Annotated in this window: 19 protein-coding genes; 14 read left to right on the top strand and 5 right to left on the bottom strand. The window is 31.6% G+C overall.

The window, feature by feature from the left end:
• The first annotated feature begins 665 nt into the window (after positions 1-665).
• The 7 genes from G6042_RS14170 to G6042_RS14140 all read left to right on the top strand — a co-directional run bounded on the left by G6042_RS14170 (position 666) and on the right by G6042_RS14140 (position 11,237).
• The gene (locus G6042_RS14170) at positions 666-2,474 is read left to right on the top strand and encodes a type I restriction-modification system subunit M (RefSeq protein ID WP_169525095.1); all 1,809 of its coding nucleotides are present in this window, start codon (positions 666-668) and stop codon (positions 2,472-2,474) included.
• Positions 2,474-3,853, top strand: coding sequence for a restriction endonuclease subunit S (locus G6042_RS14165; protein ID WP_169525094.1), 1,380 nt, complete (start codon positions 2,474-2,476; stop codon positions 3,851-3,853). The genes G6042_RS14170 and G6042_RS14165 overlap by 1 nt, the downstream gene beginning before the upstream one ends.
• A 2-nt stretch (positions 3,854-3,855) precedes the next feature.
• Positions 3,856-4,422: a hypothetical protein gene (locus G6042_RS14160; RefSeq protein WP_169525093.1), complete on the top strand. Its 567-nt coding sequence runs from the start codon at positions 3,856-3,858 to the stop codon at positions 4,420-4,422.
• Positions 4,423-4,431: 9 nt separating this feature from the next.
• A complete protein-coding gene (locus tag G6042_RS14155; protein WP_169525092.1) occupies positions 4,432-5,895 on the top strand; it encodes a DUF262 domain-containing protein in 1,464 nt (487 codons plus the stop codon).
• Positions 5,870-7,819 carry a DUF262 domain-containing protein gene (locus G6042_RS14150; RefSeq protein WP_169525091.1) on the top strand — a complete coding sequence of 650 codons (1,950 nt, stop codon included), beginning with the start codon at positions 5,870-5,872 and terminating at the stop codon, positions 7,817-7,819. The genes G6042_RS14155 and G6042_RS14150 overlap by 26 nt, the downstream gene beginning before the upstream one ends.
• A 113-nt stretch (positions 7,820-7,932) precedes the next feature.
• Entirely contained in the window at positions 7,933-10,836 is a 2,904-nt protein-coding gene (locus tag G6042_RS14145; RefSeq protein WP_235933324.1) for a type I restriction endonuclease subunit R, read from the top strand.
• 131 nt (positions 10,837-10,967) lie between these two features.
• Positions 10,968-11,237 carry an RNase H1/viroplasmin domain-containing protein gene (locus G6042_RS14140; RefSeq protein WP_169525089.1) on the top strand — a complete coding sequence of 90 codons (270 nt, stop codon included), beginning with the start codon at positions 10,968-10,970 and terminating at the stop codon, positions 11,235-11,237.
• Positions 11,238-11,484: 247 nt separating this feature from the next.
• Here G6042_RS14140 and G6042_RS14135 read toward each other — a convergent pair whose 3' ends face one another.
• The gene (locus G6042_RS14135) at positions 11,485-12,492 is read right to left on the bottom strand and encodes an LLM class flavin-dependent oxidoreductase (protein WP_169525088.1); all 1,008 of its coding nucleotides are present in this window, start codon (positions 12,490-12,492) and stop codon (positions 11,485-11,487) included.
• Between the two features lie 322 nt (positions 12,493-12,814).
• On the opposite strand from G6042_RS14135, the gene G6042_RS14130 reads away from it, so the two are divergent.
• Together G6042_RS14130 and G6042_RS14125 are read left to right on the top strand one after the other, a co-directional pair.
• The gene (locus tag G6042_RS14130; RefSeq protein ID WP_235933322.1) at positions 12,815-13,312 is read left to right on the top strand and encodes a hypothetical protein; all 498 of its coding nucleotides are present in this window, start codon (positions 12,815-12,817) and stop codon (positions 13,310-13,312) included.
• Between the two features lie 134 nt (positions 13,313-13,446).
• Complete coding sequence (locus G6042_RS14125) at positions 13,447-15,543, top strand: LTA synthase family protein (RefSeq protein ID WP_169525087.1); 2,097 nt, start codon at positions 13,447-13,449, stop codon at positions 15,541-15,543.
• Positions 15,544-15,556: 13 nt separating this feature from the next.
• On the opposite strand, the gene G6042_RS14120 is transcribed toward G6042_RS14125, so the two are convergent.
• On the bottom strand, positions 15,557-16,078 hold the full coding sequence (locus tag G6042_RS14120) for an NUDIX hydrolase (protein ID WP_169525086.1): 522 nt from the start codon (positions 16,076-16,078) through the stop codon (positions 15,557-15,559).
• Between the two features lie 98 nt (positions 16,079-16,176).
• Entirely contained in the window at positions 16,177-17,220 is a 1,044-nt protein-coding gene (locus G6042_RS14115) for a GMP reductase (protein ID WP_169525085.1), read from the bottom strand.
• 258 nt (positions 17,221-17,478) lie between these two features.
• Between G6042_RS14115 and G6042_RS14110 the strand changes: the two genes are divergently transcribed.
• Positions 17,479-18,051, top strand: coding sequence for a pentapeptide repeat-containing protein (locus tag G6042_RS14110; protein ID WP_169525084.1), 573 nt, complete (start codon positions 17,479-17,481; stop codon positions 18,049-18,051).
• Between the two features lie 55 nt (positions 18,052-18,106).
• On the opposite strand, the gene glyA is transcribed toward G6042_RS14110, so the two are convergent.
• A complete protein-coding gene (gene glyA, locus G6042_RS14105; protein WP_169525083.1) occupies positions 18,107-19,381 on the bottom strand; it encodes a serine hydroxymethyltransferase in 1,275 nt (424 codons plus the stop codon).
• Between the two features lie 109 nt (positions 19,382-19,490).
• Between glyA and fahA the strand changes: the two genes are divergently transcribed.
• Positions 19,491-20,774 carry a fumarylacetoacetase gene (gene fahA / locus G6042_RS14100; RefSeq protein ID WP_169525082.1) on the top strand — a complete coding sequence of 428 codons (1,284 nt, stop codon included), beginning with the start codon at positions 19,491-19,493 and terminating at the stop codon, positions 20,772-20,774.
• Positions 20,775-20,920: 146 nt separating this feature from the next.
• Positions 20,921-22,003 carry a glycine cleavage system aminomethyltransferase GcvT gene (gene gcvT, locus G6042_RS14095; protein ID WP_169525081.1) on the top strand — a complete coding sequence of 361 codons (1,083 nt, stop codon included), beginning with the start codon at positions 20,921-20,923 and terminating at the stop codon, positions 22,001-22,003.
• 125 nt (positions 22,004-22,128) lie between these two features.
• On the opposite strand, the gene G6042_RS14090 is transcribed toward gcvT, so the two are convergent.
• Positions 22,129-22,728 (bottom strand): outer membrane beta-barrel protein, encoded by a 600-nt coding sequence (locus tag G6042_RS14090; RefSeq protein ID WP_169525080.1) that lies wholly within the window; start codon positions 22,726-22,728, stop codon positions 22,129-22,131.
• A gap of 285 nt (positions 22,729-23,013) precedes the next feature.
• On the opposite strand from G6042_RS14090, the gene G6042_RS14085 reads away from it, so the two are divergent.
• Positions 23,014-24,933, top strand: a complete 1,920-nt coding sequence (locus tag G6042_RS14085) for a S41 family peptidase (RefSeq protein WP_262887317.1) — start codon at positions 23,014-23,016, stop codon at positions 24,931-24,933.
• A gap of 4 nt (positions 24,934-24,937) precedes the next feature.
• Positions 24,938-25,972 carry a hypothetical protein gene (locus tag G6042_RS14080; protein ID WP_169525078.1) on the top strand — a complete coding sequence of 345 codons (1,035 nt, stop codon included), beginning with the start codon at positions 24,938-24,940 and terminating at the stop codon, positions 25,970-25,972.
• The last annotated feature ends 56 nt before the right edge of the window (positions 25,973-26,028 follow it).

Here is a 26,028-nt window from a genome sequence, read left to right as displayed (position 1 = left end):
TGCGCTGGAATGACAATGCGGGGGAATGAGAAAGGGTGATTTTTTTGCCACAAATTGCACGAATTAGCACAAATTATTTTTGTATTGAAGGATTGAAGGACTTGGGGATGGAAGGACTTGGGGATTGGAGGATTGAAAGATTGAGGGATTTGAGGATGGAAAGACTGATGGATTTTTTTTCTCGCAAAGACGCTGAAGCGCGAAGATTTTTTACCATATAAGGCATAGAGGGCATTTAATTGATCGCTTTGCTCGTGGTTTTGCCACAAATTGCACGAATTAGCACAAATTATTTTTGGATTGAAGGATGGAAGGACTTGGGGATGGAAGGATGGAAAGATTGAAGGATTTTTTTTTCGCAAATTGTATTAATTAACTGGAGCTATTGTTTTTTTTACTATTTTTTTGAAAATAGGGTAAAAACCCCCTGTTTTGATATTATTGTATGGTTTACATTTGGCGCATTAGAATGAACAAAAAGCTTCTCTCCTATTCAAAAAGGTGTTTAGCTTACACAAAAAAAACTATTATTACGGAAATCCGTAAAACAGTTTGATTTGTTTATTTTAAATTTGGTAAAAATCAGTAAAACTACGTAGCGATAAATTGTCAAAATAGTTTATTTTTGGTAGGTTTTGAAAAACCCTTTAAACTAAAAAACATAAATGAGCCTTAATACACAAAGTTTACAACCCATTATCAACTTCATTTGGTCGGTTGCCGATGATGTTTTAATTAATAAATTCCTTGAAAATCAGTATCAAGACGTAATACTACCAATGACCGTTTTACGCCGTTTGGACTTGGCATTAGAACCTACAAAAGATAAAACATTAAAAACTTTTGATGAATTTAAAAACAAAATTGATAATCTTTCGGGCTTATTGACTAGTGAACAACACGGAACAGGATTGGCATTTTACAACACTTCTCCTTACACTATGAAGAAGTTGTTGGCTGACCCTAAAAATATTGATGCTAACTTTTTAGATTACTTGAATGGTTTTTCTGAAAACGTTCAAGATATTATTACTAAATTCAAATTTAGAAATCAATTACAAACTTTTGAAGATACTGGAATTACTTTTTCATTATTAGAGAAATTCTGTAATCCTAAATTAGAGTTAAGTCCAGAGAAGATTTCGCCAATGGCAATGGGTTATATGTTTGAAGATTTAATCAGACGTTTTAATGAAAAAACCAATGCTGCTGCTGGGCGACACTTTACACCAAGAGAAATTATAGAATTGATGACGCATTTGGTGTATTTGCCTGTAAAAGATAAAATACAACAAGGTACTTTTTTAGTGTATGATCCATGTGCGGGTTCGGGTGCGATGTTGACGCAGTCGAAGCTATTTGCAACCAATCCAGAAGGTGAAATTAAATCAAAAGCCACGTTCCATTTGTACGGACAAGAAAATACTGGTGAAATGTATGCCACTTGCAAATCGGATATGCTGTTGAAAGGCGAAGATCCCGACAAAATTAAGTTTGGTTCAACCTTGAGTGAATATGGTTTTGACAATGATTTGAAGTTCAATTTTATGTTGACCAATCCGCCTTATGGTACGACTTGGAAACAAGATATTGACAACTTGAACGTTGGTACAGGCAAAAAAATAGAGATAAACGACACTCGATTTAATTTACCTATTAAGAATTTTAAAGGCGATTTAGAAAAAACGTGTTTGACCTCAAGAAGTAACGACGGACAATTGATGTTTATGCTCCACATGCTTTCTAAAATGAAAGACCCTAAAGATGGCGGTAGCCGCATTGCTTCGGTGCATAACGGTTCGGCATTATTTACTGGCGACGCTGGTAGTGGCGAAAGTGGTATTCGTCAATACATTATTGAAAATGATATGCTCGAATGTATTGTACAATTGCCTAATGATATTTTTTACAACACCGGTATTGCCACTTATGTGTGGTTTGTAACCAATGTAAAAGAAGCCAAACGCAAAGGAAAAGTACAATTAATCAACGCTTCTTCGGATGCTTTTTACAGAAAAATGAGGAAATCATTAGGAAGTAAGCGTAACGAACTGACATCAGAAAATATTGAAGCCATACAAGATTTGTATTTTGCTTTTGAAGAAAACGAATACTCAAAAATATTTGATAATGAAGATTTTGGTTTTTACCAAATAACCGTAAACCAACCCGAAAAAGACGAAAACGGAAAAATAATAAAAGACAACAAAGGCAAAGTAAAAGCCGATAGTAGTTTGAAAGACATTGAAAATGTGCCGATTAAAGAAAGCATTGAAGCCTATTTTAAACGAGAAGTATTGCCTTTTGCTCCTGATGCTTGGTACGATAAAACCAAAATGAAAGTGGGTTATGAAATAGCTTTTAACAAATACTTTTACCAATACGAAGGGTTACGCGCTTTGAGCGAAATAGCCAAAGACATTGTTTTGTTAGAGCAAGAAACCGATGGTTTATTAAAAGAAATTATTGCGTAATGGAAAACATAAAACCATATACAAAATATAAACCTTCGGGAGTTTCTTGGTTGGGAGAAATTCCTGAACATTGGGAAATAAGAAAGTTAAAATCTTTATTTAAAAGTCCAGAATCATTATTTGTTGATGGTGATTGGATTGAAAGTAATGATATTAATGGAAGTGATGTTAAATATATTACTACAGGTAATATAAGAGAAGGGAAATATAAAGAAAAAGGATCTGGTCAAATAACATTTGAAACTTTCAAAAGATTAAATTGTACAGAAGCTCTTGAAAATGACATTTTGATTTCAAGACTAAACATGCCGATTGGAAGATGTTGTTTAGCTCCTAAATTTGATAAACCTTTGATTGTTTCAGTAGATGTAGTAATATGCAGACTTGATATTGAATACAATAGAAAGTACTTTGTTTATTTGATGAACTCAAAAAGATACCAAGAAAGTACGGCATTGGAATCAAGAGGAGCAACGATGAAAAGAGTAAGTAGAACAATTTTAGGGAATTTCTTTTTATCAATTCCAAGTACAGATGAACAAACCACTATAGCCGATTTCCTTGACTACAAAACCGCCAAAATAGACCGTTTTATCCGAAAGAAAAAACAATTGATACAACTACTTAACGAACAAAAAGCAGGCATTATCAATCAAGCTGTTACAAAAGGTTTGGATGCCAGTGCAAAAATGAAACCGAGTGGTATTGAATGGTTGGGTGATATTCCTGAGCATTGGAAAATTGTCAAATTAAGATATTTATCAAGGATAACAACAGGTAATAAAAATACAGAGGATAAAGTTGAAAATGGGCTTTATGATTTTTTTGTAAGGTCACAGAAAATAGCAAAAATAAATTCATATTCATTTGATGGCGAAGGAATATTAACGGCAGGTGATGGTGTTGGAGTTGGCAAAGTATTCCATTACATAAATGGAAAGTGTGATTATCATCAAAGAGTATATCTTTTTTATAATTTTTCAAAGTTAATCCACGCCAAGTTTTTGTTTTATTTTTTACAAAAATTTCTAAAAAATGAATTAATGATTTATAATGCTAAATCTACAGTAGATAGTGTCAGACTACCTGTCCTAAAGGATTTTCTTGTTTTAGTTCCAGAATTTAATGAGCAAAAAGCAATAGTTGAACACATCGAAAAAGAAACTGAAAAACTCAACAAAGCCATTGCTACTATCGAAAAAGAAATTGCTTTGGTTCAAGAATACCGCACGGCATTGATTGCCGAGGCGGTAACAGGTAAAATAGATGTTAGAGATTATAAAGTACCTGTTTTGGAGGAAGACGATTTGGTGTATGAAGATGTTGAAGAAGAAATGGATATGGTTGCGGAGGATGGTGAGGGAATGGAAATGGAATAAATATGGAAATCAATACAAAAGTAATACTAGAAAAGTCTAAGCGATCATTGTTATTATTAACTGAGCAACTTGACACTGTTGAGATAGAAGCTTTTCAAGATTTTGAGTTAACATCAAGTGAGTTTAGAACAATGGTATCTTTTGAAAAAGCTACATCATTCTTATGTAAAAATGATACTCCAATAATTTATGTTATTGAACTTACAGATACTGAAAAGAGAAAAAAGTTATTAAAAGCATTTGAATCATTTAGTAAACTAAATAAAACAAAAACAAAGAACGAAAATCGATTAAATCATTCAAAAGATAATAAAAGAGATTCAGCAACTTTGTATGTAGGTAGTTCAACAAGTAATTTTAAAAGTCGATTGAAAGACCATTTGGGTGTAAAGAAAAGTGTTAGAACGTATGCTATGCATCTCTCTAAATGGGATAATAATTTGAATTATACCATTAGAATAAAAACATACAAGTTATCTAAAACAGAAAGAATTGTAGTAGAATTAATAGAGCAACAAATTTGGGATCAATTGCAACCTGTTTTTGGAAAAAGAAGTGGGTTGTTGTAAATAATTAGAATGGGAAATTTGAATTCAATTTTAGCGGGCACATGCACAATCAAAGATTTATTTTCATTTGAAAAGAATTATACCATTTCTATACCTGACTACCAAAGAGCTTATGTTTGGGATATTAAAAAAGTTGAAAGTTTAATAAATGACATAGAAAGTTTTTACAAAGAAAATGCCCAAGAAATTTATTATTATCTGGGAAGTATTTTGTTCTATAAAAAAGATAAAAACACTTACGAAGTTATTGATGGACAACAGCGGTTGACCACTTTGCTAATTATAGATTACGTTACTAACAAGTCTAATAGTTTATTAAAAACTAAATCAGATTTAATTAATTTCATTTTCAATTCACCTATTTCACAAAATAATATTATAAAAAACAAGGATTTTTTAATTCAAGAAAAAAATAATTTAAAAGATAAAAAATGGTTAGACATTTTTTCAAAACTTGTTGTTTCAGTTGTAATAACAGAGAATCAAGATGATGCTTTTACTTTTTTTGACACACAGAATCATAGAGGTATAAAATTAAGTGCTGTTGATTATCTAAAGTCATATCATTTACGAGAATTAAAAGAAGAACTTGGAAAACAAGAAATTTTTGCAAAAAAATGGGATTATAATAATCAAAATCAATTTTTGAATTTATTATACCATCAAATTTTATGGCGTAGCAGAATGTGGAAAGGCAGAGATGTTCGTTATGAAAATAATGATATGCTCCTAAATGAATTTCAAGAGAAAACTCAAAAACCAGAAATTAAAAATAGAATAAACATCTATAGCAATAAAAAAAATAGAATTGCAAAATCATTAGAATTCAATGAATATAGTGGAATTACACTCCAAACACTACCAATATCTTTACAAACAAAAGCAATTGATTTTCCATTAGAATTAAGACAACCGATAGAAAAAGGCATTGGTTTTTTTCTATATACAGAAAAATATGTTGAAGTTTATAATAATCTATTTGAAACAAACCACAACATAGATTCTGAAATAGGCTTGTTTCAAGATTTTTATGAAAAAGTTTATTTGAATGCAGATGTATCAGATTATTTGAAAATGTTATTCAAACTTTCCATAACAACCTATTATGACAAATATGAAGAATATCAACTTTACCCTTTTGCACTTTGGCTAGACTTTTTAATCGGTTCCTATAGAATTAAACTTGACAGCATTGTCGAGTTGACTCCTGTAAAAATAATTAGAGATGAGAGTCAAAACTTATTAGACATAATTCTACACTCCTATCAGCCCGACGAAGTTTTTCATTTTATTGAAAAAATAACTGATAACGAGATTTACAAAACAGAAAAGGTTGTAATTGAATTCAAAACTCAACATCGCGTAAAAGAAAGATATAAAAAAGCTATACTGAATTATTACCTAAAAGGAATTGAGAGCAACTTAACAAACAAGAAAAACTGGATTAATGATAGAGTCAAAGATTATAAATAATAATTTACCAATTAAATCTAATCTGGTTTGTTTAGAAGATATTGTAAAAAATAATTTGTTATTCAATATCCCTATTTACCAAAGATTGTATGTTTGGGGTAGCGATCAAATTTCTACACTGTTAGAAGATCTTTGGAGAGCTTCAACAAAAGAAGAAGACTATTATTTGGGTGGTATTATGATTGCTAAAAACAATAATAAATATGATTTAATAGATGGTCAACAACGTTTTACTACATTATGGCTTATTGGTAATGTATTGAAAAATGAGTTGTCAAATTTTGTATATCAAGTTTCGAAAGATAATAAACAAAAAAGAGTTTCTTTCGCAATTAGAGATTTTGCAAATCATTATTTTGATAACCCTAATGAGTTTACTAAATTCTCTAAAGAAGAAAAAGGGCAGTTAAAAGGAGTTAAAGATGCCGAAAGTGAAATAAATGATTTTTTAAAAGATAAAACCGAAGATGAGAAAAAAGATTTTTCAAATTTCATTTACAATCAAGTCCGTTTTATAATAACTGAAATGCCTCCTGAAATTGATGAAAACAGACTATTTGAAGTTTTAAATAACAGAGGTGTTCAACTACAACATCATGAAATTCTTAAAGCAAAAATGCTTGAGTTTATTGATGATGAAGACAAAAATAAATATGCCAAAATTTGGGATGCTTGTGCCATAATGGATGAGTATTTTGAAAAAAATATTAAAGAATTAAGTGGTTTAAAATGGCGTGATTTAACATTAAAAGAAATAGATGTTGACAAAGAAAATATTGACGCAAAAGAAGTTGGTTTAACAATTGATATTATTAACCGAGTAAATAATTCTGAGTTAACATTTGAAAATATACATTTACTAGAAATATTAAATGATAAACTAATAGAAATAAAAAAAGATGATGACGAAATAAAATATGATTCGGGTAAAGTTAGAAGTATAATATCTTTTCCGATGCTTTTATTACATGTCTTAAGAATATTTGTATATGATAATGAAGAAGACAGCGAAAATATTGTGGAAATAAATGAAAAAAAACTGATTGAAATTTTTGAATCATTTTTTGAAGAATATTCAAATAAAAAAGATGTAGAAAATTTTATTTTGTTGTTGTTAGAAATAAGAATTAAGTTTGATAAATTCGTGATAAAATGGGTTGAGAAAGATAATGAAGAACACCATTTAATAAAGAGACTTTATTTAAACAAAAACACATTACAACGCAGAGAATTAATAAAAAATGAAGGTTTTGCTCTTTTACAAAGTATGTTGTATCATTCACAACAAATAATTACGCATTACTGGTTAACACCATTTTTATATAAAATGCGAAGTACAGATAGCTATGAAGAATTATATAATTACCTCAAAAAACTAGATAATCAAATGTTTTGCAGTGAATACAAAGGTGATTTAAAATCAAGAAGTTGGAAGCTTATAGATAATGATTTAAAAACATTTAAGCCAAAAATTGAAGTACTAGAAAAAGCCGAGGGAACTAACTATTGGAGTTATTGGTTTTATAAACTAGAATTTATTTTATGGCATGAATTAAGTGATAAAAAAGGTGTAGAGTGGCAAAATTATAGGATGACAAAAAAGAATTCTGTTGAACATATTTCACCACAAAATCCTCAAAATTATGATACTAATAAAGTTTTTGATCCCATTGATTCCGATGAAGTAAGAAAAACAAAATTGGATGATTTTGGAAATTTAGTTTTATTATCTGTTGGTATGAATTCAGAATATAGTAACAAGACTTTTAAAGAGAAAAAAACTACTTTTCACGAAAAGAAAAGATTAGACTCTCTTAAATCTGCTATAATTTTTGATAATGAAACATGGAATTGGAAATTATGCGAAAAGCATAGAATTGAAATGATTAGCATATTTCAAAAATATTTAATAAAAACAATGTAAATATGAGTACAGACACTACCGAAAAAGGACTTGAAGCTCACATTACTCAATATCTAGTTGAGCAAAACAATTATGTACTTCGTGAAAACAAAGTCTATGACAATGTCAATTGTATGGATAGTGAGTTGTTATTCGAGTTTTTGGAAAAAACACAACCTAAACAAGTAGCTAAGCTAAAGCAATATCATAAAGAGTTATACCAACAAAAAATACTAAAACGCCTTAACGACCAAATACAAGCTAAAGGTATCATAGAGGTATTGCGAAAAGGCATTAAAGATGGTTTTACAGATACTCATTTGGATTTATTTTATGACCAACCAGTATCTAATTATAATGTTAATACTTATACCCTATTTCAATCCAATATCTTTTCAATAATGCGCCAGGTGTATTTTTCACCAAACAACAAAAAGTCACTGGATATGATGATTTTTGTTAATGGAATTCCGTTAGTTTCATTTGAGCTAAAAAATGAATTGACCAAACAAAATGTTGAACACGCCATTAAACAATTTAAAGAAGACCGAGACCCAAACGAGGAATTATTTAGATTAGGTAGATTGCTCGTAAACTTTGCCGTTGATACAGAAGAAGTGTGGATGTGTACTCATTTAAAAGGTCAAAAGTCCTATTTTTTACCTTTCAATAAAGGAAACGAAAACGGTGCTGGAAATCCTATAAACAAAGAAGGCATAAAAACGGATTATTTGTGGAAAAGCATTTTAACTAAAAATAGTTTAACCAATATTATTCAAAACTTTTGCCAACTTATCACAGAAGAAAAAGAATATGTAGATGAGCACAATAAGATTAAAGTAAAAAAAGATAAAAAACTAATATTCCCTAGATACCATCAATTAGACGTTGTTAGAGAACTATTAAAAGATGCTCAAGAAAAAGGTGCTGGTCAAAAATATTTAATACAACATTCGGCAGGTTCAGGTAAATCAAACTCTATTTCATGGTTAGCGCATCAACTAACAGGTTTACACGACAAAACTGGTAGCAATTTAATATTTGATACTGTTGTGGTTGTTACAGATCGTAAAGTATTAGATAAACAAATTAGAGATAATATAAAGCAATTTCAGCAAGTGAAAGGACTTGTTGAAGCCATAACTGAAGGTAGCAAGCAGCTTAAAGAAGCGCTTGAAGAAGGCAAAAAGATTATCATCACTACTATTCAAAAATTTCCACATATTGTTGAAGATATAGGCAACTTGCCTGGCAATAACTTTGCTATTATAATAGATGAAGCTCACAGTAGTGCAAGTGGTCAAATAATTAGAAAACTAAATCAAACGTTATCTCAAAACAATATTGTTACTGATGAAGACGATGAAGTAATAGATGAAACTGGAGATACAATCACCAACGAAGATTTGGTAACTATGGTTATTCGTTCGATGAAGATGATGACTAATGCAAGCTATTTTGCGTTTACAGCTACACCAAAAAATAAAACACTAGAACTTTTCGGATTGCCTTATCAAGAAGGAGATAAAACAAAATTTAAAGCTTGTCATTTATACTCTATGAAACAAGCTATTGAAGAAAAATTTATTGAAGATGTATTATTAAATTATACTACCTATCAAAGTTTCTATGCTTTATTAAAGAAAATTGAAGACGACCCAGAATACGATAAAAAGAAAGCGCAAAAGAAATTGAAAGCTTATGTAGAAAGCCATGAACATGCTATCAAAAAGAAATCGATTTTAATGATTGACCATTTTATAGAAAATGTAATTCGTAAAAAACGAATTGGTGGATTAGCAAAGGCGATGTTAGTGACAAGTTCAAGAGCCAATGCAGTAAAATATAAAACAGCTTTCGATAATCATTTAAAAAAAATAAATAGTCCTTATAAAGCCATTGTAGCATTCTCTGGTGAAATTGACAAACAAACAGAATCTCAATTAAATGGTTTTCCAAGCGCTTCAATTCCAAAAGAATTTGAAAAAAATGAGTATCGTTTTTTAATAGTTGCTAATAAATATCAAACTGGATTTGACCAACCTTTGTTACATACTATGTATGTTGATAAAAAGTTAGGTGGAGTAAATGCTGTGCAAACTTTATCAAGATTAAACAGAAGTCATCCAATGAAAAAAGACACTTTTGTTTTAGACTTTGCTAACACATCCGAAGAGATTGAGAAAGCTTTCAAACCCTATTTTGAAGGAACAATTCTAGGTGAAGCAACAGACCCAAATAAATTATTTGATTTACAAGATGCTTTAGATAATTTTCAAGTTTACAGCAGAGAGCAAGTGGAAGAATTCTCAGAAAAGATTTTATCAAACGTTCCTGTCGACCAATTACATTCAATTTTGGATATATGTTCTCATGCATTTAAAAATGATTTAAATGAAGAAGAGCAAAATGATTTTAGAGCAAAAACAAAAACCTTTGTTCGATTATACATATTCTTATCCCAAATTGTTGAATTTGAAAATGTATATCTTGAAAGATTATATATTTTCTTGAATCACTTGCAACATAAATTAGGTACAGAAGCATCTCCAGACTTTACAGTCGGTATGCTTAATAATATTGATATGGACAGTTACAGGCTTCAATTGGAAGCTACTACTAACATAATATTAGAACAAGGAGAAGATTTAAAACCTATTCCAACTGAAATGCGTGGTGGAATTTTTGATTCTGAAATTGATAAACTATCAAATATTTTGCAAAATTTTAATGAGAGATATGGCACTCAATTCGAAGATGCTGATAAAGTTCGAAAAATGGTGGAAAATATTGCTCAAGATGTTGCTAAAAATAGTGAGTTAATAAATTCATTTAAATTTTCAGATGAGCAAAATGCCCGAATCACTAGTGATCAGATTGGACAGAAAGAATTATTAAAACATGTAACAACCAATTTTGATTTCTATAAACTCATTACAGACAATATGGAAGCTAAAGAGGATTTTAATGCAATGATGTTTGGAATTGTAAAAGATTTGATTTTGAAAGGGTTAAATAACAATTCAAGTTATAGATAAAAGAAATACTCCGTAGACCAAAAAATCATGTTAAAATCGTGGAAATTAGTAATAGACGATTATCAAGGATTTTTGGTAATGAGGAAAAAGTTAATATCAAAAAAGATTAAAGAATATTATTTTTCATTGTAATGGCGAAAAAACCAAAATATTATGTAGTCTGGAAAGGAAGAGAAACTGGTATTTTCAATTCATGGGAAGATTGTAAAGCGCAAACAAATGGTTTTGATGGTGCGGTTTTTAAATCGTTTGAAACTAAAGCATTAGCTGAAGAAGCTTTTCATAATTCAAGTTCTGAATACATAGGAAAAAATAAAAAATATGTAAGCTCTTTATCAAAGGAAGAGTTATTTTTAATTGGAGAACCTGTACGTCTTCAAACTAAATTGGACTTTTGCTAAGAGAGTATTTAGTTACTAATTCAAAGATAAAAGATTTTTTTGATTTGTTGATAATTTTGATTTTTGGTACTCATTTCTTCGGTTTAAAATTGCCATTTTCTTTAATCGTTCAAGTTCAAAAATCAAATTCAAAAATCAAGTTCAAAAATCAAGTTCAAAAATCAAGTTCAAGTTCAAATTCAATTTCAATTTCAAACTTCTAAATTCTAACTTCCAACTCCCTGGAACCCTGCGAGGGTTAAACAAATTACCTTTCGTTGATGGTTTGTATAACTTCGCTACTAATTTTCAAACTTTTAAGTTTGTCTTCGTGATTATAAATCGGGCTGGTAATCATCAATTCATCGATTTTAGTGTATTCGATAAACTTATTTAACTCTATAATTAAATGATTTTTATCTCCTATAAAAGAGCAAGCCGTCATTTGATTAACATGAAATAATTCTGCTTCATTCATAGCGCCATCCAAAGTAGCTACTGGAGGTTGTAATGGTTGGCGGTTGTTTCGTATCAAACCCAGAAACATTTGATACAAACTGGTTGACAAGACTTTTGCTTCTTCGTTAGTATCAGCAGCAATTACATTGACACAAGCCATTGTTTTTGGTGAAGAAAGTACTTCTGATGGTTCAAAATTTTCTCTGTAAAACTCAAAGGCTTGAACCATTTGTTTTGGAGCAAAATGTCCCGCAAAAGCATACGGCAAACCATAAGCTGCTGCTAAAGCGGCACTATCCATACTTGAACCTAATATCCAAATGGGCACTTCTACACCTTCGCCAGGAAAAGCTCTTACCGGTGAACTGCTGTTTTCATTAGAAAAATAAGTTTGCAATACACTAACATTTTTAGGAAACTGCTGTGCTTCGTCAAAAAAATCTTTTCGAATTGCTTGTGCTGTTAACGTATCTGTTCCTGGAGCGCGACCTAATCCTAAATCAATGCGGTTGGGAAAAAGCGTTTCTAACGTTCCAAATTGTTCTGCAATGATCAATGGCGAATGATTGGGCAACATAATTCCTCCTGATCCAACTCTGATTTTTTTCGTTTGACTAGCAATATAACTTATCAAGACTACGGTAGCCGAACTTGCTACGTGTTGCATATTATGATGTTCTGCCAACCAAAATCTGTTATACTCCAAACTATCGGCTAATTGGGCTAATTCTTTGGTTTTGGTAAGTGTTTCTGAAGTAGTACTTCCTTGAGTAACAATAGCTAATTCAAGCAGTGAAATTGGAATATTTTTTGACATTTATTTTGGCTCTTTGCACAAAATTACGGCAATCCTTTTGTTAGAAAATCAATTTTAACAGAACAATAATTTGGTATTAGAAAATTATAGACTTCTCCCCTATTTTATTTACCTACTCAAAATCTTTTTGGTGACAAATTCATCAAAAATCATCAATGTAAATATAGTAAAATCAAACTCCTGATTTACTCCTTTACATCTTCTCCCTATCTTCTCCCTACTTACTGTATGAAGAATGTATGAATACATTATGTCAAATAGCCTTCTAATATCATTTTTACATTAAAAAAGTATTTTTATATTTACATCAATTCAAATTACTATGTCATTAGATAAAAGTCGGGAGTTGCCTATTTATAAAAAATCGGAACAAATCTATTCCTTGGTAGAAAGTCTTCTTGCCTCAATACCCGAAGAGGATGATTATCTTCAAGCCACTAAGCACATGATGCGAGATGATGCTATGATTATTTCTGCAAAAATAGCAGGTGCTGAAGGTGGCAATCTGTACAGCATCCGAATGCAAAATGCAGCTATTATTAGAGATCATGCTATGCATTTGTATGTGCAAGTGGGTAGTTTGCGCTTTCATAAAAGTTTTAAAGAAGTCGAATATGTGAAGCTAATTCGCAAAGAAATAGACGAATTCAGACTTCTGTTTATCGAATGGGTTGCTAGTTTTGATCCCAACAATCACTACTGGGATGAATGGGGATTGTTTAATCCGCCAGGTGCTATTCCGCCAAGTGAAGATGAAACGTATAATGATGATGATTTTGACATCAATGATTTTCTAAATGATGACGATGATGATTTTTAAGTCAAACAGAATATAAAAACTTTCTTTTTTAATGTAATAATTTAGAGCAACCTAAACCTCTTATTTATAATTAATCTACTGTCTTTTTTATAAAATGAAAAACCTATTTTATTTACTTTTATAAAAAAAATGAAATGATTTATTTTTCAAGAAAATCTCCTATCATCTGGTTAGGATTTATTTATGTATTACTTTCATTACTCTTGCGGTTTGTCCTTTTATTTCATCCTATAACACAGAGTAATTTTACCGTAGCAGAAATACTAAAAATTTTACTCTTAGGTAGCTGTTTTGATGTTTTGGTTTATAGCATTGCTAGTGTTTTTCTATGGTTATATCTCCTCTTTTTATCAAATACTAAACTGGAAAAACCTTATGGCTACATTATATTTAGTTGTTTTCTAGCGTTACTAATCTATTTGATACTAGGTAATACAATTTTACATGAATATGGTGGTGTATTACCCGAAATTGGTATTGCTTTTATAAGCATAAAGACAATATTATTTGGATTATTACTTTTTCTACCTCGCTATAGAAAACAAATTAGATTAATTTTATTTTCGTTTACACTATTCTTGTTTGTTTTAATTATTGTCTTAAATTTTGTTAGTGAATTTTTCTTTTGGAATGAGTTTGGAGTTCGCTATAATTTTATAGCTGTTGACTATTTAATATATACCAATACTGTGCTTGGCAATATAGCCGAGTCATATCCTATTGCTGGATTGTCAGTTGGAATTGGGTTACTTGTTTTTTTATTGACCTTTTTCTTGGTCAATAAAACCAAAGCTTTTTTAGATAATCTGCCTCCTTTTAAAGAGAAGTTGACTAGCGCTTTTATCTATCTTCTGTTGCTTATTTTCTCTGGATTTAGTATTCCTTTTTTGGTTAAGCTTGAGAGTTCCAACAATACGTTTGTCAACGAAATTCAATCTAATGGAGTATATAAATTTGTAAAAGCATTTCAAACTAACGAATTGGATTTTAAAGAGTTCTACCCAACACTTTCTAACGAAAAGGCTTTTGCTTTACTACATCAAGAAATTAAAAATACCAAAGATTATTCCGTTACCAGAAATATAAAAAGCAATAACCCAGAAATTAAAAAAAATGTAGTTTTAATTACCATAGAAAGCCTGAGTGCAGACTTTCTTTCTGAGTATGGCGATAAAAAACAATTAACTCCTTTTTTAAATAAATTGGCTACCAAAAGTTATCAGTTTACTAATTTATATGCTACAGGAAATAGAACCGTTCGCGGGCTTGAAGCCGTTACTCTTTGCTTACCACCAAGTGCAGCAGAAAGTGTTATTAAACGAACCGATAATAAAAATAAGTTTTCAACTGGAAGTGTTTTTAAACAAAAAGGATATACCGTAAAATTCTTCTATGGAGGCGATGCTTACTTCGATAATATGGAATCCTTTTTTGGAGGAAACGGATATGAAATCGTTGACAAAAAGAGTTTTCTACCAAGCGAAATCACATTTGAGAATATTTGGGGAGTTTGTGATGAAGATATGTATAAAAAGGCTATTTCAGAAATGAACAAAGAAGCAAAGGCAGGAAAACCTTTTTTTAATCATATTATGACTGTTAGTAATCATCGTCCTTTTACATTTCCAGAAGGAAAAATTGATTTAGATCCAAAAGCAAAATCCCGCGATGGCGGTGTAAAATATACCGATTACGCCTTATCACAGTTTTTTGTCATGGCAGAAAAACAATCGTGGTTTAAAAATACTGTCTTTGTTATCGTAGCAGATCACTGTGCTTCGAGTTCTGGAAAAACTGAATTACCACTGGAAAAATACAGAATACCAGCTTTAGTTTATGCTCCCGATTTTTTACCACAAAAGCATGAAAACAAAATAATGTCGCAAATTGACCTGATGCCTACTGTAATGGGGTTTTTGAACTTTAACTATAAAAGTTCATTCTATGGTCAAGATATTTATCATGAAAACTATATTCCGCGAGCATTTATAGCAACTTATCAAGATTTAGGCTTAGTAAAAAATGACATACTAACTATTATTTCTCCAGTAAAAAAAATAAAACAATTTGACCTAAAAATAAAACCAAAAACCAATCTAAAACCTGAATTTCAATCGGTTTATGAAGAAATACCACGCAAAGTTTTAAATCAAAAACTAGTGGATGAAACTATAACCTATTATCAAACAAATGCTTATTTACTAAAAAAAACAAATAAAAATAAACGATAAACCAACTGTTTAATTAAATATATTTTGATTTAATCACATTTCGTATTGATATAAACCCAATATTATTCAAATCAATTTCATCTCGTTTAATCCAAACCAATTCTTGAATTTCATCTTGAGCAGCAATGGCTATGCTTTCACCTTTTAAAGCACATTCATAGAAAATATCCATCGTTCTATAGGCAACATTTCTATAGATATAATTATTTGGAAATGTGGTTACATAAGATAAATTATCTGAAGTAATGGTTAATCCTAATTCTTCTTTAATTTCTCGACACGCTGCTTCTTCGGCAGTTTCATTTGGATCGATAAATCCGCCAGGTAAATCGAGTTTTCCTTTGTCGGGATTTACATTTCTAACCGTGAAAAGTATTTTATCTTCAAAAGTAAAAATAACGGCAACCGCAGCAGCAATGTTGTGATACAATACAAAATCGCAATCTTGACAATGGAACTTGAAGTTATTGTCGTAAGTGAAGTTGGTGCTGGCGCAATTGGGACAGAATTTAAAGAAATTGGTTTCGGTTGACATGCTATAGTGAAATTTTATTTACCACGAATTCGCAAATTGTTTTTTTTTATACTGATAATCAAATTGATTTGTGAAAATTTGTGAAATTTGTGTTTTACTCACAGCTTTCCAAAAACCGTGTTTTCTTGTTCGGTTACGCGGATAAATGTGGTTCGCTTAGTGAGTTCTTTTAGTTTGGATGCTCCAACATACGTACAAGTACTTCGTAATCCACCCAAAATGTCTTGCAACGTATCGATAACATCGCCTTTAAAAGCTACTTTTACTGTCTTGCCTTCGCTGGCTCGATATTCTGCTACGCCACCAACGTGCTTTTTCATGGCTGTTTCAGAGCTCATGCCGTAGAATTGTTTGTACTTTTTACCGTTTTCTTCTATCAATTCGCCACCGCTTTCGGTATGTCCGGCTAGCATTCCGCCAAGCATTACAAAATCGGCTCCAGCACCAAATGCCTTAGCCACATCGCCAGGAATGGCACAACCGCCATCGCTGATAATATGTCCGCCTAAACCGTGAGCTGCATCGGCACATTCGATTATGGCAGAAAGCTGTGGATATCCAACACCTGTTTTTACTCTAGTAGTACAAACCGAACCTGGACCAATGCCAACTTTTACAATATCAGCACCTTCCAAAAGTAACTCTTCTACCATTTCACCAGTAACCACATTACCTGCAATAATCACTTTATCTGAGAACTGCTTACGTGCTTGTTTTAAGAAGTTTACAAAATGTTCAGAATAGCCGTTTGCCACATCAATACAGATGAATTTCAACTCTGAATTGAGTTCCATGATTTGGGCCAGTTTCTTAAAATCTTCTTTTCCTGTTCCTGTACTAACCGCAATATAATTAACGATTTCTGCTGGTGCTTTTTGAAGAAAACTGCTCCATTCTTCCACCGAATAGTGTTTGTGAATGCAGGAAAACAGTTTTTCCTTAGCCAAAGCTACTGCCATTTCAAATGTTCCAACAGTATCCATATTGGCTGCCATAATGGGAATTCCTGTCCAAGTTAGCGTACTGTGTTTGAATTTGAATTCGCGTTCCAATGATACTTGCGCTCGGCTGTTTAGCGTAGAACGTTTTGGACGTATCATAACGTCTTTAAAGCCTAGTTTTAGTTCGGTTTCAATTCTCATAATTACTATGTTTGGTGGTATTCAAATGTAGCATTTTCAGGATTTGGAAATTGATGCGTTTTTATTTTTGGCAGTAATTTTTATTAACAATTGTTAGTAGCTCATTTTCTTTATAATATGTACTTGATTTAACCACAGATTATACTGATTTTACGGATTATCCTGAAGTCTCGGGATTGAAGTTGATTTTTGGGACAAATTATCGACACAATTAAATCTTTTAAATTCACTAGTTTTACAAAAAAAATAAAAAAATATATGTCTTCAGATTATATAATTGACCGCGAGTATAAAGATGAGTTTTTTCTGGATGCGGATTTAAAATACAAAGAGTTCGAAAACTGTACTTTTCACTATTGTGATTTTACGGATTGTACGTTTCAAACGGTAACTTTTGTAGATTGTAATTTCTTTGATTGTAATTTTAAAGCCACCAAGATTAATTATGTTTCCTTACGTGGTGTTTGGTTCAATCGATGTGATTTTACTAGCGTGAACTTTGCCATGACCGATCAAGTGATTTTTGAATTTCACTTTAAAGACTGTTTGCTAGATTACGCTCAGTTTTATGCCTTGAAATTAAAGAAAATGCAGTTCATCAATTGTAGTATGATAGCCGTTGACTTTATGGGAAGTGATTTAACCGAAGTATTGTTTGACAATTGCAACCTCAGAAGAACAGTTTTTATCGATACTATTCTCAACAAAGCGGATTTCTACACGAGTTATGACTATACCCTAGATTTGGAGAAAAACAAAGCCAAAAAAGCGATATTTTCTTCCGATGGATTGAAAGGTTTGTTGGAGAAATACGACATCATCGTAAAATAAAAAACCTCCAAAAGCGAACTCTTGAAGGTTTGAATTTATTTATTGTAGAAAATGATTAATAAACGAAAATGGCTCTTTCGCTCATCATTTCGTTTACTTCGTCTGCAATTTCTTCTAATAGTTCATCATTAGTTGCATTCATCAAAACTCTATCGATTAACTCAACAATGGTTTCCATATCAGCTTCTACCAATCCACGAGTTGTGATTGCTGGAGTTCCAACACGAATACCTGAAGTTACAAATGGCGATTTATCGTCAAATGGAACCATGTTTTTGTTTACGGTGATTTCAGCTTTGCCTAAAGCGGTTTCTGCTTCTTTACCCGAAATATTTTTGTTGCGCAAATCAATCAACATCATGTGATTGTCTGTTCCGCCAGAAATAATATTGTAACCTCTTTTTACAAAAGCTGCTGCCATGGCTTTGGCATTTTTTTGTACTTGCATTTGATACGTAAAAAACTCATCCGACAAGGCTTCGCCAAACGCTACTGCTTTAGCCGCAATAATGTGTTCTAATGGTCCGCCTTGATTTCCTGGAAAAACTGACATATCCAAAACGTGAGACATCATTCTGATTTCTCCTTTTGACGTAGTTAAACCCCAAGGATTTTCAAAATCTTTACCCATCATTATGATTCCGCCTCTTGGTCCACGCAGTGTTTTGTGAGTTGTAGTAGTTACAATATGACAATGTGGAATAGGATCATTCAATAAACCTTTAGCAATTAATCCCGCAGGATGCGAAATATCGGCTAATAACAAAGCGCCAACACTATCAGCAATTTCACGGAAACGTTTAAAATCCATATCACGTGAATAAGCAGAAGCACCAGCAATAATCATTTTTGGTTGCTCTTTAGTCGCTATTTCTTGAATTTTATCATAGTTCAAACGTCCTGTTTCTTGTTCAACACCATAGAAAACAGGATTGTATAATTTTCCTGAAAAGTTAACAGGCGAACCGTGTGTTAAATGTCCACCATGCGATAAATCAAAACCTAAGATTTTGTCACCCGGTTTTAAACAAGCTGCAAAAACAGCGGTATTGGCTTGTGAACCTGAATGTGGTTGTACGTTTACATATTCGGCACCAAATAAAGCTTTTGCTCTATCGATTGCGATTTGTTCAATTACATCTACTACTTCACAACCGCCATAATATCTTTTGCCAGGATAACCTTCGGCATATTTATTAGTCAATACAGAACCAGCTGCTTCCATTACTTGATCGCTTACAAAGTTCTCAGAAGCAATAAGTTCAATTCCTTGTATTTGTCTTTCTTGTTCTTCAAGAATTAGGTCAAAAATTTGTTCGTCGCGTTGCATTTCAATATATTTCGTTAAATTCAGGTCAAAATTACGAAAATCGTTTGTTAAATTAATAGTAAATGATATATTTGATTGCGAATTTTTCAACAACTAAATCAACACAGATATGCCTTCAAGAACAAACGATCCTAATAGAAAATCATGGCTAGATGTAGCCGAAAACAGTGATTTTCCTATCCAAAATATTCCTTTTGGTGTTTTCTTAACTAAAGAAGACGTAATTACTATTGGCACAAGAATTGGCGATTATGCCATCGATTTGGGTGCTTTACAACAATTAAACTACTTTGAAGGTATTGAATTAACCGATGATATGTTTATGCAAGACACGCTGAACGACTTTATTTCTGACGGAAAAAAGACTTGGCGATTGGTTCGTAACCGCATCAGCGATATTTTTGAAATCAACAATCCAAAACTACGAGATAACGCCGAACACAGAGAAATTGTTATCTTTAAAATGGAAGATGTAGAAATGCAATTACCTGTTTTAATTGGCGATTATACTGATTTTTATTCGAGTAAAGAACATGCCACTAATGTTGGAAAAATGTTCCGTGATCCCGAAAATGCTTTGTTGCCTAACTGGTTGCACATTCCGGTAGGTTATCACGGAAGAAGTTCTACTATTATTCCATCGGGAATTCCGGTTCATCGACCAATGGGACAAACGTTGCCAAACGGCGAAACTTCTCCGGTTTTTGGTCCGTCACGATTGGTGGATTTTGAATTGGAAACTGCTTTCATTACAACCGATGCTAATATCATGGGCGAAAATATTCCTGTTAACGAAGCAGAAGATTATATCTTCGGGATGGTTTTATTGAACGATTGGAGTGCGCGAGATATTCAAAAATGGGAATATGTTCCGCTTGGACCATTTTTAGCTAAAAACTTTGCTTCTTCTATTTCACCATGGATTGTAACGATGGATGCTTTGGAACCTTTCCGTTGCAAAGGACCAATTCAAGAACCGATGCCACTTCCCTATTTACAACAAAAAGGAAAACACGCTTTTGACATTAATCTAGAAGTTTATATCGAGCCAGAAAATGTTGCACCAACTTTAGTTTCGAAATCGAATTTCAAATATATGTATTGGTCAATGTCGCAACAATTAGCGCATCACACTTCAAACGGTTGTCGTGTAAATTCTGGTGATATGATGGGTTCAGGAACGATTTCTGGTCCAACGCAAGATAGTTTTGGTTCGATGCTGGAACTAACTTGGGGTGGAAAAAATCCAATAAAAATGGCAGATGGAACAGAACGTAAATTCATCAACGACAATGATACGGTGACGATGAAAGGTTTTTGTCAAAACAGTTCGGTTCGTATTGGTTTTGGAGAAGTTTCTTCTAAATTATTGCCGCCGTTTGTTAGGAAATAATCCTTCGACAAGCTCAAAAATCAATTTCAAAAATCAACTTCAATAAAAAACAACCATAAAAAAATTAACCGCAAATTCGCAAATTAAAAATATTTATAAGCTTCAATAATTTGCGAATTTGTGGTAAATCTTTAATACAATAAAAAATGAAAAATACAGCTTTAACTCATGTTCACGAAAGTCTTGGTGCAAAAATGGTTCCGTTTGCGGGATACAATATGCCGGTTCAATATGAAGGTGTAAATGCCGAGCACGAAACGGTTAGAAATGGTGTTGGTGTTTTTGACGTTTCACACATGGGTGAATTTTTACTTACTGGGGAAAATGCTTTGGCTTTAATCCAAAAAGTAACTTCTAATGATGCTTCCGTTCTTGAAATTGGCAAAGCGCAATATTCTTGCTTACCTAATAACGATGGCGGAATTGTGGACGATTTGATTATTTATAAGATGAAAGAAAACCAATATTTATTGGTGGTAAACGCTTCTAATATTGAAAAAGATTGGAATTGGATTTCATCTCATAATGATTTAGGCGTAGAAATGCGCGATTTATCAGAAGAGTATTCATTGCTTGCTATTCAAGGTCCAAAAGCTATTGAAGCGATGCAATCATTAACTTCAGTAGATTTATCTGCTATCAAATACTATCATTTTGAAGTTGGACCATTTGCCGGAATTGAAAATGTAATCATTTCAGCAACTGGTTATACTGGTTCTGGTGGATTTGAAATTTATTGCAAAAATGAAGAAGTAGAACACGTTTGGAACCAAGTCTTTGAAGCAGGAAAATCATTCGGGATTAAACCTGTTGGACTAGCTGCTCGCGATACATTACGTCTTGAAATGGGATTTTGTTTGTATGGAAACGACATCAATGATACTACTTCGCCACTAGAAGCTGGTTTAGGTTGGATTACTAAATTCACGAAAGAATTTACGAATTCTGAAAATCTGAAAAAGCAAAAAGAAGCTGGTGTTTCAAGAAAATTAGTTGGTTTTGAAATGGTTGAAAGAGGAATTCCTCGTCACGATTATGAAATTGTGGATGCTAATGGAAACAACATTGGGATTGTAACTTCGGGAACGCAAGCGCCAAGTCTAGGCAAAGCTATTGGAATGGGTTATGTAAAAACAGAATTTTCAACTGTAGATAGCGAAATATTCATTCTAATTAGAGATAAAAAAATTGCTGCCAAAGTGGTAAAAATGCCTTTTTATAAAAAATAACAATGGCAAATTCAATGGCAATGGTAAATTACAATGTCAATGAATTGATATGATAATGAAAAATACAGAAACCGTTTATCGTTTTCTGTATTTTTTTGTTTTAAACCTTTTTAGAATAAAACACATTATAGTTTAAAAACGCCGCCAAAATTAAAACTTGTGTAGAAATTTTTTCTTGACTTTTCCTTATTTGTATCTGTAAATCCAATAAATTGAGATACATCAAAAACAAGTCCTATATTTTCGGTAAGAGTTAATTTGTAACCAATTCCAGCATTGATTCCAAACTGAAATGAATTTGAAATATCTTTAGTGTCAATAGTAATTCCATCTTCGGATTTGGCTTTTGCGTCTAAAAGAAAACCACCACTAACTCCGTAATTCAAATTCCAATTTTTATTACTTCCAAAATGCCAATTAATGGCTAACGGGATAGTAAGATATTTAAGTTTTTCTGAATATTCATCTGAAAAAATTAAAAATTTAACCTCTTTTGAACCCATTGTTTGATAAAACAGACCTGAACGAAAACTCCAATTTTCATTAAAATAATAATCAACATTGGAACCTATATTTATACCTCCAACAGGTTCTGATGTGAAAATAAAAACCATAGATTGACTATAACCAATAACTGGTGATAATTCGATAGTTCCTTTATCTCTGGATTGTGAAAAACTAAAAAAAGAAGTAAATAATAGAATAATGGTAAAGATTTTTTTCATAATTTTTTTTCATAGCAATCAAATATATGCTTTTTCAAGTTATTTAAAAAAAGTAAAATGTTGTAAAACGGTTATCTTATTATTGGTATATCAAAAAAAATAAAAAAATATTTTCTTATAAATGAAAAGATTATATTTGAAATGTACTTAACCTAAAATAATTTGAACACCAAGCTAGTAAACTTTTCATTGAAAAAAATACTTTTCCTCCTACTATTTGCTCCATTTTTACTCATTGCACAAAGTGAGCAAAATCCTTGCGTAACACTATCTCGGATTAATGATATGCTTCAAAAAATGCATTATAAACCAAAACCGGTTGACGATAGTTTATCAGTTTTTGTTTATACCAATTTCTTGACGAAACTAGACGAAAACAATCGATTATTTACTGAAGCCGATTTAGAAAAATTCAAAGATTTCAAGTATCAAATTGATGATTTTATCCTAACAAAAGATTGCAGTTTTCTGGATGTAATGTATCAAACGTACAATCAAGTAGTTGAACGTTATATCAAAGCCATTACCACTTTAAATACTGAAAATTTTCCTTCAAGCAGTAATGAGAATATTGTGTTATCTCGAAAAAGTTTTCCTTATTTAAAAAACGAAACCGAAATACAAACGCTTTACAGAAAGCGAATTCTGTTTACTATTTTAAGAGAAATTGGCGAAAGTAGCACCAATAAAGACTCGCTTACTGCTAATTTTAAATCGATTTATGCCGAAAGAAAAGCGAAGGTTTTTGAAAAATTTCTCTGCAAAGCCACCAATCTTCATTTGACCAAAGAAGAATTTACCGAGCAATTTTACTCGGTGTTCTGCTCCTATTTTGATCCGCATTCCGATTATTTTTCACAAAAAAGTAAATCTAGTTTTTTCTCTTTCATTAGTTCGGATAATTTAAGCTTTGGATTTTATGTTTCACAAAACAATAACGATGAATTTATTGTTGCCGAAATTTTACCTGGAAGTGCCGCTTATTTCTCTGAAAAAATAGAAAAAAATGATGTTTTACTGAAAATCACTCATAATCAAACCGAATATGTAGTGGATTGTATTCCGGTTGAGAAATTATTTGAAATACTAAATTCAGATGCTTATAAACTTGCTGATTTTACTTTTAAAAAAGTAAACGGATTGGTGTACAACGTCACTTTGAGCAAAAAAGTTCTAAAAGATGTACAAAATAATGTATATAGTTTTGTTTTAAAAAATGGTGACAAAAAGTTTGGTTACATCAAAATTCCTTCATTTTATGCCACTTTCGATAACGGAAAATCAAGCGTTAGTCAAGATGTAGCCAAAGAAGTATTTAAACTTAATGAAGAAAAAATTGACGGTTTAATTATTGATTTACAATATAATGGTGGCGGTTCTTTGGAAGAAGGAATTCTGTTAAGTGGTTTGTTTATCGACATTGGACCAGTTGCGGTAATGAACGACAAAAACCAAAAACGAAATGTGCTGAAAGATTACTATCGTGGTTCTATTTTTTCGGGAAATATGGTAGTTTTAGTGAATGGTTTATCGGCTTCGGCTAGTGAATTATTTGCCAACGCCATGCAAGATTATCAACGCGCTATTATTGTTGGTAACACTACTTTGGGCAAAGCAACGATGCAACAAGTTTTTCCTATCCAAAAATCGGAAAATGAATTTGTCAAAATTACTTTAGAGAAATTTTATAGAATTACTGGAAAAAGCAATCAATATATTGGTTTAGTTCCCGATGTTGAAATTCCTACGCTTCTTGACGAGCAAATGCCTAGAGAAAAAACCAATCCTTCGGCATTAAAAAATGATGAAATTGATATAAAACTTAAATACCAACTTTTCAAGAATAACAACTATTCAAATGCTATTCAAAAAAGCAAAGAACGACTACAAAACTCCGTTGAGACCAAGGAAATTGAAACCTTAAACACTCAAATTAAACCTTATTTTGAAAGTAGTTTTCCGCCAATAACTTTACAATTTGAAAGTGTTTTTGACGATGTTTCTAAAATTAATTTGATTTGGAACGAAGTAAAAACATACTCCGAAAAAGAATATCCAATTCAAGTTGAACAAAATAAAATTGACTTAGAGTATCAAAAATTTGACGAATTTCTAAAAACTATTTCTGCCACAAGAAGTAAAGCTTTGAAACAAAATTTTGCCCTAGTTGAAGCCATAAATATTTTAACCGATTTAACACCTTAAAAACATGAAACTAAAAATTGTATTTGCCTTATTTTTTATAAGTACTTTGAGTGGTTTTTCACAAGAGTTTAGCAAACCTGTTGATTTTTTAACTTTCATCAACAAAGAACAAGAACTGATAGCTAAAAGTACCTGGAAATATACTTCGGCAGTTGCTCATTCTAAAAGTGCTCGAAGAATCGATGCCACAAGAAAGCAATTGATAAAAAGTATTCAATCGTCAAAAAAGAAAATTACTGATATTAAAAACGGTTATAATGGCGATACCGAATATCAAACTAAAATTGTTCAATATTTAGATTTTTGCGAAAAAAGTATCAACGAAGAATATGACAAAATCATCAATATGCAAGAAGTAGCTGAACAATCTTATGATGCTATGGAAGCTTATTTAATGATGCGAGATTTAGTCAACAAAAAAATTGACGAAGAAAATGACAAAGCAGAATTGGCTTTTAAAGAATTTGCTCTAAAATACAATATTACCATTACCAATCAAGAAAGTGAATTGTCAAAAAAAATAGCTATTTCGGGAAAGGTTTTTGATTATCATACAGCACTTTACTTAATATTCTTTAAAACTAATATTACTGATCTTAATTTATCTTTGGCTATTGAAAAGAAAGATTTAGGTGCCATTCAACAAAATGCAAGTGCTTTGCTTCTATATGCCGAAGAAGGTTTGGAAAAAATTAAAGCAATTCAACCCTATTCTAATGATAGTTCGATGTTAACAGCTACCAAAAAATGTTTGGAATTCTACAAAAAAGAAGCCGAAACCTTTGTTCCAAAAATTGTAGATTTCTACATGTTCAATGAAAAATTTGAAAATGCTAGAAAATCGATGGAAAACAAATCGGCTAAAGACCGAACCAAAGAAGAAATCGATAGTTATAACGGAATGGTAAAACAAGTTAACAAAGAAATTGAAAATTATAACAAAATGAATTCTGCTAATTTTCAAGAGAAAAGTACAGTAGTAAACACTTGGAATTCGACTGGAGACAACTTCATTTCAAAACACGTTCCAGCCAATTAAAAATAATTTACAGAAATTGGCAATACAATAATATTACCTTATTTTTGCACACTGAA

Origin of the sequence: Flavobacterium solisilvae (genome assembly GCF_012911605.1) — a bacterium.
Lineage (GTDB): Bacteria > Bacteroidota > Bacteroidia > Flavobacteriales > Flavobacteriaceae > Flavobacterium > Flavobacterium solisilvae.
This window is presented reverse-complemented; position numbering and strand designations above follow the sequence as displayed.